Source organism: Paenibacillus sp. FSL H7-0940 (assembly GCF_037979415.1).
GTDB classification, from domain to species: Bacteria; Bacillota; Bacilli; order Paenibacillales; family Paenibacillaceae; genus Paenibacillus; species Paenibacillus amylolyticus.
Genome location: NZ_CP150280.1, coordinates 895,771 through 915,179, shown reverse-complemented (window position 1 = coordinate 915,179; position 19,409 = coordinate 895,771). Strand labels below are relative to the sequence as shown.

Below are 19,409 nucleotides of genomic sequence, written 5' to 3'. Positions count from 1 at the left end.
TTCCAAAACAAGCCGCATCCTCAGACTGTATCTGAGTGTGCGGCTTTTTATTTGTATTTACAGTAGTCAAAAAGCCTGCTTCATGCCATTGGCATAAAGCAGGCTTTTACAATCCATTTTTTTAAATGGGTAGAGTCACTGTATTTGGCTTCGTAGAGTATTAACTTCTCCCCACTACTCAATGTATCGGTATCGATAGCACCACATTGATGATCCTAGCATTGTCGCGTTAGTCTTCAATGGTGGATAGATCTCCTGTTGGCAGATCAAGCTCCCAGGCTTTCAGGACACGGCGCATGATCTTGCCGGAACGTGTCTTGGGCAGTTTATCCTTAAACTCAATCTCACGCGGAGCAGCGTGGGCAGATAGGCCCTCTTTGACAAAACGATAGATCTCTTCTTTCAGCTCCGGTGTCGCCTCATATCCTTCACGAAGCGCCACAAAGGCCTTGATGATCTCTCCACGTGTAACATCCGGCTTACCGATTACACCCGCCTCAGCTACCGCAGGATGCTCCACGAGCTTGCTCTCCACCTCAAAGGGGCCGATACGCTCGCCTGACGAATTAATCACATCATCAATACGTCCCTGGAACCAGAAATATCCTTCTTCATCCATATAAGCGGAGTCACCGGATACATACCAGCCCGTAAGCCTGAAATACTCCTCGTATTTCGCAGGGTTATTCCAGATCTTCGCCATCATGGATGGCCAAGGTGCCCGTATGGCCAGATTACCCATACTGTACGGCGGCAATTCCTGCCCGCGATCATCAATAATCGCTGCTTCGATTCCAGGCAACGGACGTCCCATGGAGCCAGGCTTAATCGGCATTCCGGGATAGTTACAGATCAGCTGTGCACCTGTTTCCGTCATCCACCATGTATCATGAATCCGCTGACCATAGGCTTTCCATCCCCAACGAACAACCTCCGGATTGAGCGGTTCACCAACAGACATGACATGACGCAGACTGCTCAGATCATGCTGGGCAATGGTCTCTTCTCCCGCTCCCATCAGCATACGAAAGGCCGTTGGTGCACTGTACCAGATCGTGACTTTGTTCTTCTGGATGGTGCTGTACCAATCTTGAGGACTGAAACGACCACCCCGTATCACATTGGTCACTCCGTTGAGCCATGGAGCAAAGATACCGTAAGAAGTGCCTGTCACCCAACCAGGGTCAGCAGTGCACCAGTATACATCATCCTCGCGTAAATCCAAGACAACCTTACCTGTATAATAGTGCTGAATCATGGCATTTTGAACATGGTACACCCCTTTGGGTTTACCCGTAGAGCCTGAGGTATAATGAATAAGCAAACCATCCTCACGATTCAGCCACTCTACTTCCATCTCATCCGAAGCGGCAGACATCTCTGCATCAAAATCGATGAGTCCTTCTTCAGTCTGCGCGCCCCCACCCACAATAAATATATGTTTAAGTTCGGGCAATTCGGAACGTTTGATGCGTTTCAGTAATTCCGGAGTGGTAACCAGTGCTACTGCTCCGCTATCCTCCAACCGATCCTTCACAGCCGTTTCCATAAAAGCTTCGAACAACGGGCCCGCGATGGCTCCAGCTTTCAATATACCCAGGAGACTAAAATACAGCTCAGGACTTCGAGGCATAAAAATAAACACCCGTTCCCCTTTGGCTATGCCATATTTGCGGAGAACGTTCCCGAACCGACTAGACTGTTCACTCAGATCAGCGAAAGTATAGGACTCTTCACGTGAAGCATCGCTATACAATAAAGCGGTTTTCCCGCCCCTTCCTTCCAGTACATGACGATCAATCGCTTCATGCGCCATGTTTACTTTTCCGCTGGCGTGCCACGTAAAGTGCCTTTCCACCGATTCCCAATCGAACCGGCTTCTCGCCTCCGTGTAATCGCCCAGATTAGATTCAGACACAACCGTTTGCAGCATCTCACCATGTGCTTGACTCATGCTTGCCAGCCTCCTTCAACTCGACATTTCGATTCCCGTTAGGGGTCACTTCTCATTGCCTTTGTGTTGACTGAACTTCCAGTTAGCGCTTACATTAGTAGAGAGAACTTCTCATCATGTACTTGCTCGGCCAAACAGATGTTAACTATACTGTATTGAATTGTGAACATTTTTTGTCTACGCAATTATAGCAAATCTTTTCAATTGTCGTCTATGGCTTTTCAATTTTTTGGATTTTTGCTATAGCGTTCTTTTTGGAACAACCTCTATAAGTAGGAAAGAGAGGAGCATGAACCATGGAACATATCAAAGAACATCATATGCGTTCCATCTTCAAGTCCGGCCACCGTATTACTGTTGAAGGCCCCGTGCAGGCCGAGGAGATAACCCGTCTTGCCTTCCATCCGGATCTGGATGCCTTTCGGCGCCCAATCGAGCAACAGAAAGCGTTGGCTGAAATCGCAGCTTTGCCTGAAGGTCGGATCATTATCGCACACGAAAATGAAACGATAATCGGCTATGTAACCTTTCACTATGCGGATGAGTGTGAACGCTGGTCCGAGGGCAACATGACTGATCTGATTGAGCTTGGGGCAATCGAGGTTGCGGACAACTATCGCTCGCTTGGCATTGGACGTGAGATGTTGCTTACCGCTCTGGAAGATAAATACATGGAGAACTACATTATTTTCACCACAGAATATTATTGGCATTGGGATCTGAAGGGAAGCGGACTAAACGTATGGGATTATCGCAAAATGATGGAGAGGCTGATGGAAACGATCGACATGACCTGGTATGCAACAGACGACCCCGAAATCTGTTCACATCCTGCGAACTGTTTGATGGTACGTATCGGAAGTCAGGTGCCCATCACATCGGAAGAACAGTTTGATCGTGTACGCTTCCGCCATCGGTTCATGTACTAATTCAATGATCTGTTCGAAAAACGATATACATAACAAAAACCGCCTCTCACAGCGTTGCTCCATACTTCATGGAACAGCTAATCGAAGGGCGGTTTTTCATGGATTTCGGATGGGTATTGCAATATAAGCTTATGTCATTACATATTTTCTAACATATGCTCCACAATACGATGTGAACGCTGCGAAGATTCCACGGTAAATTCAGCAAAGTTAACATGCGCCGAACCATCCGCTTTATCTGACATCCCACGCAGGACAACAAATGGTACACGATTCATGTAACAGACCTGAGCAACTGCTGCCCCTTCCATCTCGGCACAAGCACCGTCCATTTCATTATATAACATGTTAACCGTATCTTTGTTCGCAATAAATTGGTCTCCAGATAACACTTTACCGATCAGGTAATTGGCTCCCTGAGCTTTACACGCTTCTTCAGCCAGTGTAATAAGCGAAGCCTCGGCAGGGAATGCAGATGTCTCCTGGTAAGGAATAACCCCGCGTGCAAACCCCAGTGGCGTTACATCCATGTCGTGCTGAACACATACAGACGATATAACCATATCTCCAATGTTCAACTCCGGGTTAACTGCACCCGCAACACCTGTGAAGATAATCCGATTAACCTGAAAACGATCAATCAAGATCTGCGTTGTAACCGCTGCATTTACTTTACCTACGCCGGATTTGCACACGACAATATGCTTGCCCAGCCACTCGCCCGCAACGTATGTAATGCCGGTTTGTTTAACCGTCTCAAGCTGCTTCATACCTGCCAGCAAAAGCTCGACTTCCTCATCCATCGCTCCGATAATACCAATCGTTTCACGCATCTTCTGATACCCCCTGTTTTCATTTTTAAACTAATTCAGCACAAAAGCTCCGTCTCCGGAGCTTTCGCATATCCACTATGTAGAGAGAATAATGACTTCTCCCTTACTGTATATATTCCCGATTAAACTACATCTGCATGACTTACAGACAGACGAAGAATCGTTTCATGCGGCAAAATAACCCGTGGGTTCTCCACATTTTCTTTCTTCATCAACTTGGTCAGCAAACGCATCGCTACTGCGCCAAGGTCGTACATTGGCTGAGCCACTGTTGTCAACTGAGGACGCACCATGGAAGCCATACGGATGTTATCCACACTAATAATGGAGAAGTCATCCGGTACTTTCAGACCGTCATCCTGAATGCTGTGAATGGCACCAATGGCCATTTCATCTGTAGCAGCAAAGATAGCTGATGGTTTTTTCTTGAGTCCAAGGAAATATTTCATTGCTTCCACACCGGATTCATATCGATAGTTACCGATTCGAACAAGATCCTCCTGGTATTCAATCCCCGCTGCTTCCAGTGCTTTTTTGTATCCTTGGAAACGGGCATATCCATTCGCCGGATCTTGCAGTGTACCACTGATCATCGCAATTTCCTTGTGTCCATGACGAATCAGAGTGTTTACCGCATCAAACGCAGCCGACTCATGGTCAATATCCACCGAAGGGAATGTGCCCTTCTCATCACTTGTTGCACAAAGTACAATCGGCACAGCCGCAGACTGGAACGCCTGAATGTGTTCGTCCGTTACTGTTCCGCCCATGAAGAGCAGTCCGTCTACTTGTTTTTCGAGCAACGTGTTGATAACACGAATTTCTTTTTCTTTCTTCTTATCTGCATTACACAAAATAATATTGTAGTGATACATATTCGCAATGTCTTCAATTCCGCGGGCAATCTCCGCGAAGGTTGAGTTCGAAATATCCGGAATAACAACCCCGACCGTGGTTGTCTTCTTGCTTGCCAGACCTCTGGCTACCGCATTCGGACGATATCCCAACCGCTCGATGGCTTCATATACTTTTTTCCGCGTTTGCGGTTTGACATTAGGGTTATTATTAACTACCCGTGATACCGTTGCCATAGACACTCCAGCTTCACGTGCCACATCATAAATGGTTACCGTCACAGTACTTCTCTCCATTACCAGTAAATTTTCATACCATTTTCATTAAGATTTATATTACGACAAATTTTTGCATTAATCAATTAAAATAGGCTTTAGGACTCACTCAAAACATTCGTAAGTGTGGTTCTAGTAATATCTGAATGGGAAGTATGCCATACAGGAATTCCCTTTTTAATCAGGATCGCCTGTGGAGATTCGTGCTTAACACCCAGCTTGTCTGCTGCTTCATTGGATACCGGGCGATCTTCCACAACATAGATAATGCCATATTTCACTTGTTCATTGGCATTGTTAAGCAAATAATCGTTCATCTCCTGATAAGCGTTTGAGCTGATCGGACAGCGCGTGCTATGCTTAAACAGAAGCAAGGGTTGATCCTTGGTAGCCTCCACTGCGGAGTTTAGCTGTTCAATACTTGTCATTTTAGTCATGTCAGCCATTAGATATACATCCCCCTTTACCAGGAATACCGCTATGTTGAGCGTTTTCACTCTTCGATATCTTAACAAAAAGTGAGCGAAAAAGCCAATTTTCATGAAAACAAGCATTTTACACGTCAAAATTAGACAGCATTTGAGAAGTACTCCTGCCACACAAATCCGGATAATTGACTTAATCTACGCTCCGTGGTCTCAATCCACGCTGCATCACCAGACTTCGTTGCGTAACCCATAATGTCAAGCAGCAGATTGATACGCTCCTCCACTGCTTGCTGCATTCGATATTCCATCTCCCGATCGGTCGCATCCGGCCAGGCCAGCAGTAGCTCATGAAACAGGTCTGCCAATTCATTACGTTCACCAAAAGATACGTCTTGCTTCACGGGCTGTTCACCCAATGTGTTAATGCATTCTGTTAAGTCCGGCTTGACCGGCGGAAGCACTTCGTATGATACACAGTCTGTACACGCAAATACGGGTACGTTTCGAATCTCCACTTTTTTGGCGTATACCACTGTTCTTAATTCCAACTCCATTACATGTCCACATCTGCACGACTTGCGCACCACCATCACCTCATTCGTTCTATACTCTATATAAGTACCATTCGACCTATTTCGGCTCAAATCCTGCTATAAATGAAAGGTTGCACAAATTACCACTCCCTCCAGATGAAGGTTGTCGAATGCAGGCAGTTACTGACTTGTAATCGCTTCCTCCAAACTGAATATGCACTTCCATGAAGTCCCTTGGAGATTCTGTTACAATTAAAGACGCAACAGATCTAATCACCGCAAAAAGGAGAGATGGACATGAGATTAACTGGTAAAAAAGTCATCGCTCTGGTCGATGAAGAATTCGAGGATTTAGAATTGTGGTACCCTGTACATCGGGTTCGTGAAGAAGGTGCAGAAGTGCATCTTGCCGGAGAGAAAAAAGGAAAAACCTATATTGGCAAATATGGTGTGCCTGCTGAAGCCGAATACAGTTTCGATGAACTCGACAGTTCAGATTACGATGGCATTCTCGTGCCAGGCGGCTGGGCGCCGGACAAGCTGCGTCGTTATCCCAAAGTACTGGAGCTTGTAAAGGAAATGAATGCTGACCGGAAACCGATTGGACAGATCTGTCATGCCGGCTGGGTGCTGATCTCTGCCAAAATTTTGGACGGAGTTATAGTAACCTCTACACCAGGCATTCGGGATGACATGGAAAATGCAGGTGCCATCTGGAAAGATGAAGCCGTTGTTGTTGATGGACATATCATCTCAGCACGTCGTCCGCCTGACCTTCCCCCTTATGGCAAGGCATTCTGTGATGCACTCGCTGACAAGTAAAAATAACCCCATTGTGCTCTCATGCACAGTGGGGTTATTTTATATAACAAGGTTTCCAACAAATAATTATCACAAATGTAAATATATTAACTTAAAGGTATTTATATCCAGTTTCCCTAATTACGATGCGTTCGAACCACTTTGTTCATCCGGACTTCCCGTGGAGTCATTAAAGACTTGCAGTCGCTCCTCAATATCTCCGCTGGTCCGTAAGGCGAAGCACTTTCGCGCTTCTTCTTTGGCGGTCGATGCTGTTGTGTTCAGCACTCTGTGCTTCACACGTAACAAGGATTGTGGAGACATACTCAAGTGGCGAATGCCAAGCTCCAACCAAAGCGGAATGGCACGTTCATCCCCTGCCATCTCTCCGCACACACTGACATCAATTCCAGCCGTATGAGCCGCATCTGCTGTCGCACGAAGCATCCGCAGAACAGCCGGATGATAGGGGTGATACATATGAGCAATCTGCTCATTCATTCGATCTACTGCCAGTACATATTGAACCAGGTCGTTCGTACCAATACTGAAGAAATCAGCTTCCTCTGCGAGCAGATCAGCAATCATCACCGCTGCAGGAACTTCGATCATAATTCCCACCTGAATGTGAGGGTCGTATGATAATCCCCGCTCGTCCAGATCGGACATCGCCTCACGAAGAATCTCATTGGCCTGCTGAAGTTCTTCCACCGAAGAGATCATAGGGTACATAATTTTGACATTTCCGGCCGCGCTGGCACGCAGAATGGCTGTAAGCTGTGTTTTGAACAGATCTTTGCGGTCGAGACTAATCCGAATGGCACGGTAACCCAGAAACGGATTGTCTTCCTCCGGCAATTCAAAGTAATCGAGTTGCTTGTCACCACCGATATCCAGTGTACGAATAACAACCGATTGTCCTGCTGTTTTCTCTGCCACAAGACGGTACACCTCATACTGTTCTTGCTCACCAGGGAAAGTTGCACGGTCCATATACAAAAACTCTGTTCGGAACAAGCCCACACCTTTGGCTCCTTGTTTCAAAGCAAGGTCCAATTCCTTCACCGAACTGATATTGGAAGCCAAGTGCAAAACGGCCCCATCTTTGGTTACGGCATCCACGGTAGCAAGGACTTGAAGTTGTTCCTTTTTCTTCAGTTGTTTGCTGCGAAGCATGGTATACCGTTCAATTGTCTTGCGATCCGGGTCCGTAAATACCAAGCCATTGTCACCATCCACCACAAGCATATCCCCTGTCTCTACCGGCATGCCAAGACTCGCTTCCAGACCGGAAACGAGAGGAATGCCAAGGGCACGAGCCATAATCGCAGAATGTGATGTTTTCCCGCCAATCAAGGTCACAATGCCTAGTACATGGGTGGGATTCAGATGCGCCAGTTGAGATGGCGACAGTTCTTTGGCAACGAGTACATACGGCTGGGTATCCGAAGGAAGTGTAATCTCCGGTGCACCGAGCAAATGCTTGAGCAGACGGTTACCCACATCCTTGATGTCAATGGCCCGCTCCTTCATATACTCGTCTTCCAGCAAGTCAAACATCGTGACAAAATGGTCTATGGCTTCTTTGACCGCCACTTCTGCTGCCTTATATTGACGCTCAATAATACCGCGAATTTCGTTCATGAATACCGGATCTTCGAGGATTGCCAGATGTGCATCAAAGATACTGGACTCCTCTGGACCAACAACTTCCTTGAACTCATTTTTGATATATTCGATCTCATCCTTTGATGTCCGTATGCCCTCATACAGCCGTTCGAACTCTTGGGCGAGATCCACCGAATCCATCTTCTGATCCGGCAGATCCCATTCCCAACTGGGCAGGACAAATGCTTTGCCGATGGCTATGCCTGCAGCTCCGTTGATGCCTTGTATCTTCATTCTACCCCTCCAACGTTCCTGTCATAGAGCACCACGGACATAACGGATGCCTGACCTTTCTTAACTTGCTTAAATGGAGCAAAACTCCATGATTTTACACGATCTGGATTCGTAATTACCATTGGTGTTGTTAGTGACGCCGCTTGCTCGCGGAGTACTGCCAGATCAAACTTGATCAACAACTGCCCTGGCTCCACCGTATCGCCCTCCTGAACAAAAGCTTCAAAATGGCCTTTCAACTGAGAGGTATCGATGCCGATATGCAGTAACACTTCAAGCCCCTCACGGGTAGATATACCCAAGGCATGCATGGTCGGGTACAAGTGCATAATCGTTCCGTACACGGGTGAGACCAGCTCTCCCTTTTCCGGGACAAAGGCTACACCATCACCGACAAGCTTGGCTGCAAAGATCTGATCCGGCACCTCTTCAATCGGGAGCATTTTGCCCTGAACGGGGGCACAGAACAGAACCTGTTGCAGATCTCTTTCCAGCAGCTTCGCGATTTCTTCCCGAATCAATTCCGAGTAGGTCCCGAATACCACCTGTACGTTACCGCCACCCAACTTGATTAGTCCAGCGGACCCCATACTCTTCATGGCACCCGTGTCGATCAGGCGGTCATCATGCACAGTCAGACGAAGACGTGTAATACATGCTTCAACCTGTACAATGTTACTCTTCCCACCCAATGCTTCGAGGATTAAAGGTGCCTGATAAGGAATGTTACCTACCCAATCTTCCAGCATGGAGCCCTCTTCACGTCCTGGTGTTGGAATCTTGAACGTACGAATCGCCCATCGGAACAGAAAGTAGTAAACCAGCCCATATAGTATGCCAATCGGAATGAGCTTCCAAGCATTCTCCGATAGATGGAAATTGAGTATGTAATCAATAATACCTGCGGAGTAAGAAAATCCATGCCGGATATCAAGCCAGTAACTAATCCACATGGCAACGCCGGACATCACTGCATGCACGATGAACAGATATGGTGCCGCGAACAAAAAAGCAAACTCAATCTGTTCCGATACCCCGGTTAGAAAACAAACGAGTGCCGATGTCAGAAAAGTTTTCTTGATTTTTGGTTTCAGATCTTCCCTGGCTTCCTGAATAATAGCAAAGGCTATTGCCGGAATGGCAAACATCATGATGGGAAACAGACCCGCCATAAAGAATCCTGCTGTTGGATCACCTGCAAAAAATCGGGGCAAATCCCCTTGCACAATGTTACCATCAGGCGTTTCAAACGTCCCTAACTGGAACCAAAATACATTGTTAAGCAGGTGATGAAGCCCAAAAGCAACCAGCACCCTGTATAACACTCCGTAGATGAACAGTCCAAAACCCCCGAGACTGTATTCCCAGGTAGCAATGCCGTTCAATCCATGCTGTAGGATCGGAGCGAGCCATAACATAAAACAGGAGAACAATGCCGAACAAAGTCCGACAATGAGCAAAACAAACCTTGAACCTCCAAAAAATTGTAAAATTTCAGGCAGTTTAATGCTTTTAAACCGATTATGCATCCCACCGGCAAGCGCGCCGAGTATGATTCCGATTAAGGAAGCGGGCTGAACGGTGCCATCCCCGAAGTTCCGAGTTACCTGATCATATATCACGATACCAGCCAGAGCAGCAAGTCCCGCTTGTCCGGCCTGGTTGGAGAGTCCCAGTGCTACACCGACAGCGAACAGATACGGTAAGAAATAAAAAATACCGTGTCCGGCCACGGTAGACACTTCACCGACAATATCCAATCCCCAGGCGTCCCAAGGCAGACTGCCAACACTGAGCAAAATTGCGGCGGCGGGCAGGACCATTGTAGGCAGCATTACCGCTCGTCCGAGCTGCTGCAAGGATCCGAGCCAATTCATGGCGACCTCTCCTTTCTATCCTAGATGGTAAGCTTTACGCAACGTTTTGTCAAAGCAAAACAGTAACCAATTGGTAATTAATACGGCAAAAATAGAACAGAAAAAATCCCGTCAACTTCAAGTTAACGGGATTCATCCTATAATCATTCAATTGGGACAGATCAGGAGATCATCCGATCACAGGTGAACGAGCCTCTCAGCCGCGTCCAGCGCCGCGCAGAACGATGGAATCCTCTACCTTGATACAACGATTCGTTACCGCTGTCATGCCGTTCTCTGCAGCAATCTGGACCGCTTCATCACTATGGATGCCAAGCTGCAACCACAGCACATTTGCTTTGATGGCAGCGGCGTCACGAGCGACATCCGCGCAAAACTCTTCGCGACGAAACACATTGACAATGTCTACCGGCTCTGGAATATCCGCGAGTGTGGCATAGACCGTCTCGCCAAGGATTTCACCTTGCACCTGTGGATTAACCGGGATGATGCGATAACCTCTGCTCTGCATGGCTTCAGCCACCATATAGGAAGTACGATCTGATTTGTCTGATAAGCCGACGACTGCGATGTTGCCTGCCTTGCGCAAAAGTTGTCCAATTTCTTCACGAGTAGGGTTGTTAAATTCCATGTTCAAGCACCATCCTTTTCTGATTAAAGTGCGTGTTCAAAAAATAGGTTTTCGTTTATTTACTCTTTTACCCATTGAACCGAGGCGCCAAGCGCCTGCAAATGATCGAAATATTGCGGATAAGACTTGGCTACATGGTGTGCATCCCGAATACGAAGCGGTTCCTTGGAACGCAGACCAACGACAGTGAGCGCCATAATTACGCGATGATCGTAGTGAGCGTTAATCTCAACGCCGCCTTCAACGCCTTCTGGACGTCCATGTACGATAATCTCAGCTTGACGCTCTTCAACGTTCGCTCCTGCCTTCCGCAGTTCGTTCAAATAATCGGTGATTCGGTCACATTCCTTGTAACGCAGGTTCTCTACATTATAGAACCGTGACGTGCCTTCCGCAAACACAGCTGCGGCTACCATAGCCAAAACGGCGTCCGTCGCGGCATCCCCGTCGAATTCGATCGCTTTCAGTCTGCCATTACCTTGAACATGTACAACATCGTTCTCATGTGTCAATGGCACTTCCATCATGCGCAGCACGTCAACGATGGCACGTTCACCCTGTTTGCTCTGCTCCATCAGGCGCAGAATTTTCACATCAGACTGTGTAACCGCTGCTGCGGCAAGAACCGCTGCTGAGCCGGGATAATCCCCTTGAACTGTGTAGGTCGTTGGTTGGTAAGCCTGTCCACCTGGTACACGGAAGGACATATAATCATCACTTGCATGGATAACGATACCTGCCTGCTCCAGCACTTCCAGGGTCTGTCCGATAACGACCTTGGACTTCAGGTCATTCAGTACTTCAATGGTGCTGTCTTCTGCAAGCAACGGAGTTACAAACAACAACGCACTTAGATATTGGGAGCTGACGGAGCCTGATACACGAATGTGTCCACCCTTGGCATTGCCACCCTTGATTGTAATCGGCAGGCGTCCTTGTTCATGCTGTACATCTACACCCAATTGACCAAGCGCATCGATCAGGTCATCATGGGGGCGTTTGCCCAGCGAATCCGGGTACGTATTCACAAATGTAACGTCAGGGCAGAGCGCTGTAACACCCATCAGGAAACGAAGTACAGCACCCGCATTCCCTACATTCAATTCACGCACATCACGGGGATGACTGCCAAAACCCTGGATCACAATCTTGCTGTCGTCTTCTTCAAGTACTGCCCCCAGATCGCGAATACATCTGCGCATGGCGTCACTGTCTTCACTGTGTGCCGGGAAATGAATAGTACTTGTGCCTTCTGCCAGCGCAGCAGCCAGCAAATAGCGAGTCGTGTAGTTTTTGGAGGACAGAGCCCCGATTTCCCCGTTCAGAGTGGGGGTTGGTTTAACAATAACGTCCATGGATGAAATTCTCCTTCATTGATTATATTGTGGCCAAATTGACATTCCGTGCATCGCTTGGGTATCATTATAGCGTTAAGTCCATACAGAAAAGAGGACCTGAATATGACACAAATAGCTGAAATTGAAACGTCTGAGCTGCGCCGCCGTTTACAGGCTGGAGAGAAGCTGCAGATGATAGACGTCCGCGAGGACGATGAAGTCGCGCAAGGCATGATCGAAGGAGCCAAGCATATTCCGCTTGGGCAGATTCCGGATCGACTGTCTGAGATTGAGAAATCAGGCGAGATCGTGATCATCTGTCGTAGCGGTTACCGCAGTGAGCGTGCATGTGAATATCTGCAGCAACTGGGATATGAAGGCTGTACAAACATGGTCGGCGGTATGCTTCAGTGGCAACAGGAAGACTAGAGAAACCCGGAGCGAAGCGAAGTCATTTGTAACCTTGTGACTTCTGCTCTGTTCCACTCCTAGAAACGGGCCAATATGGCCCGTTTTGTTATATCTGCCACCACCTATCAACTATTAAACTTCCATGATAACAAGCTTAGACGCGGTAATGCGCTAAAATTAAACGAGTCACTTCGGCAGCGGATAACTCGGTTGTATCCACCGTATAATGTGCGAACCGATATGCGTCTTTCCGTTCTTCCATAATTGCCTGAATGCGTTCCTCTGCATTACCTGCGAGGAGTGGGCGATTGTCACAGCCACTAACACGCTCTACAATCACTGCCGGATCAGCAGTCAAGGCAACAACCCAACCATTTTTCAACATCACGTCACAATTATCCGAACGCAGCACCACGCCACCTCCGGTCGCTATGACCTGTGACTTCTTCTCCAGCACCGAGCATAACATGCGGCTCTCGGCATCACGGAAATACGTCTCTCCCTTGCCAGTGAACAATTCTGGAATCGTACAGCCTTCCTCTTTTTCCACCGCGGCGTCTACATCAATCAATCGATAACCAAGCTCGCGTGCAAGCATGTCAGCGACGGTTGATTTGCCGGTTCCCATCATACCAATGAGAATAATATTGTTAGACTTGCTCAAGGTGTACACTCCTTTAATTCAAGCAATTCGTGAGCACTTTTGTCCTATCATAACACAGCCCTGCGGACTGGGAAAGACCATCTCCTCACCGACTTCCTTTCGACCATCCGCAAGTACTTCCAAGACAGATTAAGTAACTCCCGGCATCTAAGCCTACGTCAGATCACCCTCAAGCAGTTTTGAGCCTCCAAACATTTCAATCAGTAATCATCCAGCAACCTAACGAACTCCAATAAGCTTATTTACGTAAAATAGGCGCAGTTAAACTTCTAACGAATCTCAGTAAACTTATTTCAAAAAATCACCGTCAAAACCTCGACATCTCGCTGCGAATTATCGAAATAGGGCCATCTGAGTTCGTTAAAAAATAGAACCGGCTCATTTTGCCAAAATAGAGTGTCTCATGTTCATAAGGTCTAGAACCAGCTACATATCATCTCCATCAACACTATTACTGTATAACAAAGTAAAAAAGAGGCCTAGCGTTAACCGGCAATCACCGGAACGCCAAACCTCTTTTGAGCCCCTTAGCAGGCCAAAGCTCCTGTTTAAAGGCACTTTGGCCAAATCTAATAGACTTGTATATGTGGTACTACTCCATCCAGTTGTGGTGGAAGCTGCCTTCTTTGTCCACACGTTTGAACGTGTGAGCACCGAAGTAGTCACGTTGAGCTTGCAGCAAGTTTGCTGGCAAACGCTCTGTACGGTAGCTGTCGTAGTAAGAAAGAGCGCTGGAGAAGCCAGGTACCGGAACACCTTGTTTTACAGCAGCCGCTACAACTTCACGCCATGCGCCTTGATAAGACTCAACGATGTTTTGGAAGTAAGGATCCAAGAGCAGGTTTTTCAGTGCTGCGTCTTTATCATAAGCTTCTTTGATGTTTTGCAGGAACTGCGAACGGATGATGCAGCCACCACGGAAGATCATGGCAATGTTGCCGTATTTCAGATCCCAGCCATACTCATCGGAAGCTGCACGCATTTGTGCAAATCCTTGTGCGTAGGATACGATTTTACTTGCGAAGAGGGCTTTACGCACGCTCTCGATGAACGCTTTTTTGTCACCGGAGAACTCTTCAGTTGCTGGTCCATTCAGGATTTTGCTAGCTGCTACACGCTCGTCCTTCATGGCAGACAGGAAACGGGAGAATACGGATTCTGTAATCATGGACAATGGAACGCCGAGATCCAGCGCACTTTGGCTTGTCCATTTACCTGTTCCTTTTTGTCCAGCCGCGTCCAGAATAACGTCAACCATTGGTTTGCCGGTTTCCGGATCGTATTTAGAGAAGATATCTGCCGTGATTTCGATCAGGTAGCTATCCAGCTCTCCTTGATTCCATTCCGTAAAGATCGCATGCAGCTCTTCAACGGAAACGTTCAATACGGATTTGAGCAAATGGTACGCTTCACCAATCAACTGCATATCTCCGTACTCGATACCGTTATGCACCATTTTCACATAGTGTCCGGCACCGTCTGGTCCAATATATGTACAACATGGATCGTCACCGACTTTGGCCGAGATTGCCGTCAGGATCGGTTCAACCAGTTTATAAGCACTTTCCTGTCCACCTGGCATGATGGAAGGGCCTTTCAGTGCGCCTTCTTCACCACCGGATACACCTGTACCGATGAAACGAATGCCTTTGTCTTCCAACTCTTTGCTGCGACGTTGCGTGTCAGGGAAGTATGCGTTCCCTCCATCAATGATGATGTCGCCCTCATCCAGGTGAGGAAGCAGTTGTTCAATGGTAGCGTCGGTCGCTTTACCAGCTTGTACCATGATCAAAATTTTGCGCGGGGATTCCAGGGATGCTACGAACTCTTCAATGGAGAATGAGCCTGTCAGGTTTTTACCTTCAGCTTCTTTCAGAAGATCATTGGTTTTCTCCGGGGAACGGTTAAATACCGATACTGAGAAACCTTTGCTTTCAATGTTAAGGGCCAAATTTTTGCCCATGACAGCCAGGCCAATTACGCCAATTTGTTGTTTTGTCATCTGGTCCTCCATCCTTTGCTCCAATTAATTTTATTGAAATAAATTCTCAACAATACTCCCATTTTAACGGTTTTATGTATAGAAGTGAACCCCGTGGCACAGCTACGCAACGAGAAAACACCCCAATCTGCTGAGGTGTTCATCGTATTTTCATAAATACGGCCTTATCTTGTCATCCTTCCAACATTAACAGATGTCCGGACAACTGTTTTAAGACTTGACGGCAAGCATTTGCTTTTTCGATATTATCCATCTGCATGGCCGTGTAGAGGCGCTCCAGTTCATCGTCCACTTCCATACGCAACAACATAAGCCTTTCCTCGCCTTCACGCGAGAGGAACATTTCTTCCATCTCTTCCGCCGTCGGCGCAGGTTCCTTTTGAAAAATGACACGCTGTTTGAACCCAGACACTTCCACGAGCCGAATGACTTCACCGAATAAAATGTTCTCCACGGTCATCTGTTGATCCTTAAATCGCTTCACAACCGCATGCCCGCGTGTATCCCCAATCAGCTTCTCCAGCCACTCTGCAAGTTTTGCATCCTTAATGATATAATCTCCGGTCATCTTGTAGTTCCCCGTGCGTGTCTGTTGAAAGCGGAGCTTTACCAGCTTGCGGCCGGTCCGGACTGACAGGATAAAAAAGGATTCGTCCTCGCTCCAATATAGTGAATATCCCTCACGAATAAGGTCTCTGATCAAATTTTGGATATGCCGACGGTTGAACCGCAGCTCCAGATTGCAATATTCAACTTCATAACTCTTATTCACGGCACTCCCTCCATCTGTACCGGATCAACTCCGGCCCTCGTCTTCAATCGCTTCTACTCAATCGGCTTACCCTATTTTATACTTCATTTTATGTAAGGGTACTTGGTTATTTGACTATTTTTCACCGAAAGGACCGCCGGATTGCAGCTTTCCGCACACGCACAGGGGCAAGCCCCCGATTATCGTGATATATTGGACGCGAAAAAGGGAGCCCCACAACCAAGACGGTTGGTGGAACTCCCTTTTCTTTTGCTTATTTGGCCGGAGCGGTGCGAAACGGATTGCGGGATAACACAAAGTGCACAACGGCAAGTCCTGCCATGACGATGGCACTGCCGATGAATGGAGCCGGATGGCTCACGTGGTCCCACAGCAGTCCGGAAACAATGGGGCCTACAACCATGCCTGATCCCTGCAATGTAAGGAAGAATCCCCAGATCGCTCCCCGCTCCCCTTTGGGAATCAGCGTGGCTACAAAAGCATTCCAGGCGGGCAAAATCATGGCATAACTGATGCCCACGAGCATGACAACACCAAACACCACCGGAATGGATGTTATGGAGGAGAATGCAAACAGACTCGCTGCCGCCATCAAAAAACCAACGTTCAGGAACGGCTTGGTGCCAAACCTGTCTACCATTTTACCTACAGGCAGTAAGGCAATAACAGTTATTCCACCACCCGCAATCAGCAACAAACTGTAAAGGTTCGGCGAGATGTGCAGATCTGTGCGGGTATATAGCGTGATTACTGGACTGAGCAGCCCGATGACAAACGACTGCATAAACAGGGCAGGATACACCAGTGGATTAACATTAAGCGTGCTGCGTACCCGTTGCAGTGTGTCCTTCACACTCTTTTGCAGCCGGATGAACGGCGTGAGCAGATTCGGTTTGGCTGGATATTTCACATCACTATTCTTCGCTGCTTGCTCGGCATGCTCTCCTTCAACAATGACACGTCCAGGAAGAATCATGGCCACCAGAATAACGAGAATGGCACAACCCATCAGCACGAGGAATATAGTTCGATAATCATGATGCGTGCGCTCCAGCAACCAGTTCATGCCTATAGGTCCAAGCCCCGTTCCGCCGAGAGCAGCCATCTCCAGCGCCCCCATTGCTGTACCATTCTTGTTCTGTGGACCTGACATCGCCGTTACCCCTGTCATGGCGCAAGGCCAGAGCGGTGATGTACCAATGCCAAGAATCAGACAGGCCATGGCCAGTCCAACGGCACTTTTGAGAAAAAGGATCATAATAACAGCGATTAAGGTACAGATTAATGCTGTAACCATCGTTGCGCGGAACCCGATCCGTTCTGCTGCCCAGCCGGAAGGCGCCCGGAACAGATTATCTCCCAGATATTGAAGAGCAAATGCCACACCAATGACGCCTGCAGACAGACCCAGTATATTGTCCATATACACGGGCAAAACAGCTACCAACAGGGCTCCTTTGATAATTTCAACTAGAAAAAGTGTCAGCCACATCGCGATAAAAAATGGTGATCGCAGAATTTTGGCTGGTTTTGTGTCGGTTTGCATTCTTTTTCCCCTTTCGGTGTTCATTTGCCTATTCCCTATCCTTAGTGTAACCGTGGGGAATGTGCCCAAATCTCGGCAATTTAAAAAATTGTCGATTTATACTGTTGCATTCGGTTCTTAATTTGCTATACTCATCTTTGTTTACCAATTTTATTAGGAAGGGTTGTGACAGCACTGATGAATCACCACCGTACGCCGCTGTTTACCGCTTTAAAAAATCATGCGGCACTCAATCCGGTACAGTTTCATATTCCGGGCCATAAAAAAGGATTGGGAGCGGATACCGAATTCCGTGAATTTATTGGCGATAATGCCTTCTCCATAGATTTGATTAACATCGCACCGTTGGATGACCTGCATCAGCCAACCGGTGTCATTCAGGAAGCACAGATTTTGGCAGCAGATGCCTTCGGAGCCGATTATACCTATTTTAGTGTACAAGGCACAAGCAGTGCCATTATGACCATGATTCTGTCTGTATGCTCACCGGGTGACAAAATTATTGTGCCCCGTAATGTGCATAAATCGGTTCTGTCCGCAATTATTTTCTCAGGCGCCAAACCCGTATTTGTTTCTCCTTCACAAGATCCCAATCTGGGCATTGACCACGGAGTGACCACACAGTCTATCCGTCGCGCACTGGAGCGTCATCCGGATGCCAAGGCATTGCTTGTAATTAACCCGACTTATTACGGCGTGGTTACCGATCTGAAAGAGATTGTTGAGCTGGCACACAGTTATCAAGTCCCTGTGCTTGTTGATGAAGCCCATGGCGTACTCATTCATTTCCATGAGGATCTGCCGTTGTCTGCGATGGCAGCAGGTGCCGATATGGCTGCAACCAGTGTTCACAAGCTTGGTGGCTCCATGACACAGAGTTCCGTACTCAACCTGAATACCAAGAATGGGTTCGTAAATCCACAGCGTGTACAGACGATCCTGAGTCTGCTCACCTCAACATCAACTTCATACATTTTGCTTGCTTCACTCGATACATCAAGACGTAACCTGGCACTCCACGGTCGTGAGATTGCACAGAAGGCGATTGAACTAGCTGAGTTTGCCAGACGTTCGATTAACGATATGGATGGCCTGTATTGCTTCGGTAGAGAGCTGCTGGGTACAGAAGCGACCTTCAACTATGATCCAACCAAGGTAACGATCCATGTTCGCCATCTGGGTATTACAGGGTATGAGACAGAGAACTGGCTGCGTGAACATTACAACATTGAGGTCGAACTTAGTGATATGTACAATATTCTGTGTCTCATTACGCCAGGAGATACGGATAATAGTGTGGATATCTTGCTGAACGCTTTGCAGGATCTCTCCCGTACCTATTATCAAGTGAACCCGGCCCATGAACTGGTCGTAAAAGTTCCGGATATTCCACAGTTGATGCTGACTCCACGTGATGCATTCTACGGTGATACCGAAGTGATTCCGTTTAAGGAATCCGCAGGACGTATTATCTCGGAATTCATCTATGTCTATCCGCCAGGAATTCCGATCCTGTTACCGGGTGAGGTTATCACCCAGGAAAACATCGACTACATCATCGATCATGTCGAAGTTGGATTACCCGTCAAAGGACCCGAAGATCGCAGCGTAACCAACGTTAAAGTGATCGTGGAAGCCGATGCCATTTTCTAGAACAAC

Annotated in this window: 17 protein-coding genes; 4 read left to right on the top strand and 13 right to left on the bottom strand. The window is 47.5% G+C overall.

Translation table 11 applies throughout. The features are described 5' to 3' along the window. Nucleotides 1-229: 229 nt before the first annotated feature. Entirely contained in the window at nucleotides 230-1,954 is a 1,725-nt protein-coding gene (gene acsA, locus MHB71_RS03915; protein ID WP_340028873.1) for an acetate--CoA ligase, read from the bottom strand. 296 nt (nucleotides 1,955-2,250) lie between these two features. Between acsA and MHB71_RS03910 the strand changes: the two genes are divergently transcribed. Further along, on the top strand, nucleotides 2,251-2,883 hold the full coding sequence (locus MHB71_RS03910; RefSeq protein WP_340028872.1) for a GNAT family N-acetyltransferase: 633 nt from the start codon (nucleotides 2,251-2,253) through the stop codon (nucleotides 2,881-2,883). A 137-nt stretch (nucleotides 2,884-3,020) separates the two neighbouring features. Here MHB71_RS03910 and MHB71_RS03905 read toward each other — a convergent pair whose 3' ends face one another. The 4 genes from MHB71_RS03905 to MHB71_RS03890 form a co-directional block, all read right to left on the bottom strand. After that, the gene (locus tag MHB71_RS03905) at nucleotides 3,021-3,716 is read right to left on the bottom strand and encodes a 5'-methylthioadenosine/adenosylhomocysteine nucleosidase (RefSeq protein WP_340028871.1); all 696 of its coding nucleotides are present in this window, start codon (nucleotides 3,714-3,716) and stop codon (nucleotides 3,021-3,023) included. Between the two features lie 122 nt (nucleotides 3,717-3,838). Beyond that, a complete protein-coding gene (gene ccpA, locus MHB71_RS03900; RefSeq protein ID WP_036674877.1) occupies nucleotides 3,839-4,852 on the bottom strand; it encodes a catabolite control protein A in 1,014 nt (337 codons plus the stop codon). A gap of 92 nt (nucleotides 4,853-4,944) precedes the next feature. Further along, nucleotides 4,945-5,292 (bottom strand): bacillithiol system redox-active protein YtxJ, encoded by a 348-nt coding sequence (gene ytxJ, locus MHB71_RS03895; RefSeq protein ID WP_036674876.1) that lies wholly within the window; start codon nucleotides 5,290-5,292, stop codon nucleotides 4,945-4,947. A gap of 122 nt (nucleotides 5,293-5,414) precedes the next feature. Beyond that, on the bottom strand, nucleotides 5,415-5,828 hold the full coding sequence (locus MHB71_RS03890; RefSeq protein WP_017687413.1) for a hypothetical protein: 414 nt from the start codon (nucleotides 5,826-5,828) through the stop codon (nucleotides 5,415-5,417). 276 nt (nucleotides 5,829-6,104) lie between these two features. Here MHB71_RS03890 and MHB71_RS03885 point away from each other — a divergent pair, with 276 nt between their 5' ends. Continuing rightward, nucleotides 6,105-6,629 (top strand): type 1 glutamine amidotransferase domain-containing protein, encoded by a 525-nt coding sequence (locus MHB71_RS03885; RefSeq protein ID WP_076250844.1) that lies wholly within the window; start codon nucleotides 6,105-6,107, stop codon nucleotides 6,627-6,629. A gap of 120 nt (nucleotides 6,630-6,749) precedes the next feature. On the opposite strand, the gene ptsP is transcribed toward MHB71_RS03885, so the two are convergent. The 4 genes from ptsP to aroA form a co-directional block, all read right to left on the bottom strand. Then, nucleotides 6,750-8,510, bottom strand: coding sequence for a phosphoenolpyruvate--protein phosphotransferase (gene ptsP, locus MHB71_RS03880; protein WP_036674873.1), 1,761 nt, complete (start codon nucleotides 8,508-8,510; stop codon nucleotides 6,750-6,752). Beyond that, nucleotides 8,507-10,387 (bottom strand): glucose PTS transporter subunit IIA, encoded by a 1,881-nt coding sequence (locus tag MHB71_RS03875; RefSeq protein WP_036674872.1) that lies wholly within the window; start codon nucleotides 10,385-10,387, stop codon nucleotides 8,507-8,509. The genes ptsP and MHB71_RS03875 overlap by 4 nt, the downstream gene beginning before the upstream one ends. A 196-nt stretch (nucleotides 10,388-10,583) precedes the next feature. Continuing rightward, nucleotides 10,584-11,018 (bottom strand): CoA-binding protein, encoded by a 435-nt coding sequence (locus MHB71_RS03870; RefSeq protein WP_017687409.1) that lies wholly within the window; start codon nucleotides 11,016-11,018, stop codon nucleotides 10,584-10,586. A gap of 59 nt (nucleotides 11,019-11,077) precedes the next feature. Continuing rightward, nucleotides 11,078-12,373, bottom strand: coding sequence for a 3-phosphoshikimate 1-carboxyvinyltransferase (gene aroA / locus MHB71_RS03865; RefSeq protein ID WP_047843705.1), 1,296 nt, complete (start codon nucleotides 12,371-12,373; stop codon nucleotides 11,078-11,080). A 105-nt stretch (nucleotides 12,374-12,478) separates the two neighbouring features. Between aroA and MHB71_RS03860 the strand changes: the two genes are divergently transcribed. Then, complete coding sequence (locus tag MHB71_RS03860) at nucleotides 12,479-12,784, top strand: rhodanese-like domain-containing protein (RefSeq protein WP_017687407.1); 306 nt, start codon at nucleotides 12,479-12,481, stop codon at nucleotides 12,782-12,784. A 136-nt stretch (nucleotides 12,785-12,920) separates the two neighbouring features. On the opposite strand, the gene MHB71_RS03855 is transcribed toward MHB71_RS03860, so the two are convergent. The 4 genes from MHB71_RS03855 to MHB71_RS03840 form a co-directional block, all read right to left on the bottom strand. Further along, a complete protein-coding gene (locus MHB71_RS03855) occupies nucleotides 12,921-13,430 on the bottom strand; it encodes a shikimate kinase (RefSeq protein ID WP_036614703.1) in 510 nt (169 codons plus the stop codon). Between the two features lie 592 nt (nucleotides 13,431-14,022). Then, nucleotides 14,023-15,432 (bottom strand): NADP-dependent phosphogluconate dehydrogenase, encoded by a 1,410-nt coding sequence (gndA, locus tag MHB71_RS03850; RefSeq protein ID WP_074095790.1) that lies wholly within the window; start codon nucleotides 15,430-15,432, stop codon nucleotides 14,023-14,025. 172 nt (nucleotides 15,433-15,604) lie between these two features. Then, nucleotides 15,605-16,204 (bottom strand): hypothetical protein, encoded by a 600-nt coding sequence (locus tag MHB71_RS03845; RefSeq protein ID WP_036614719.1) that lies wholly within the window; start codon nucleotides 16,202-16,204, stop codon nucleotides 15,605-15,607. Nucleotides 16,205-16,457: 253 nt separating this feature from the next. Beyond that, nucleotides 16,458-17,750, bottom strand: coding sequence for an MFS transporter (locus MHB71_RS03840; protein WP_101313582.1), 1,293 nt, complete (start codon nucleotides 17,748-17,750; stop codon nucleotides 16,458-16,460). 177 nt (nucleotides 17,751-17,927) lie between these two features. On the opposite strand from MHB71_RS03840, the gene MHB71_RS03835 reads away from it, so the two are divergent. Continuing rightward, the gene (locus MHB71_RS03835; protein WP_036675042.1) at nucleotides 17,928-19,403 is read left to right on the top strand and encodes an aminotransferase class I/II-fold pyridoxal phosphate-dependent enzyme; all 1,476 of its coding nucleotides are present in this window, start codon (nucleotides 17,928-17,930) and stop codon (nucleotides 19,401-19,403) included. Nucleotides 19,404-19,409: the final 6 nt, after the last annotated feature.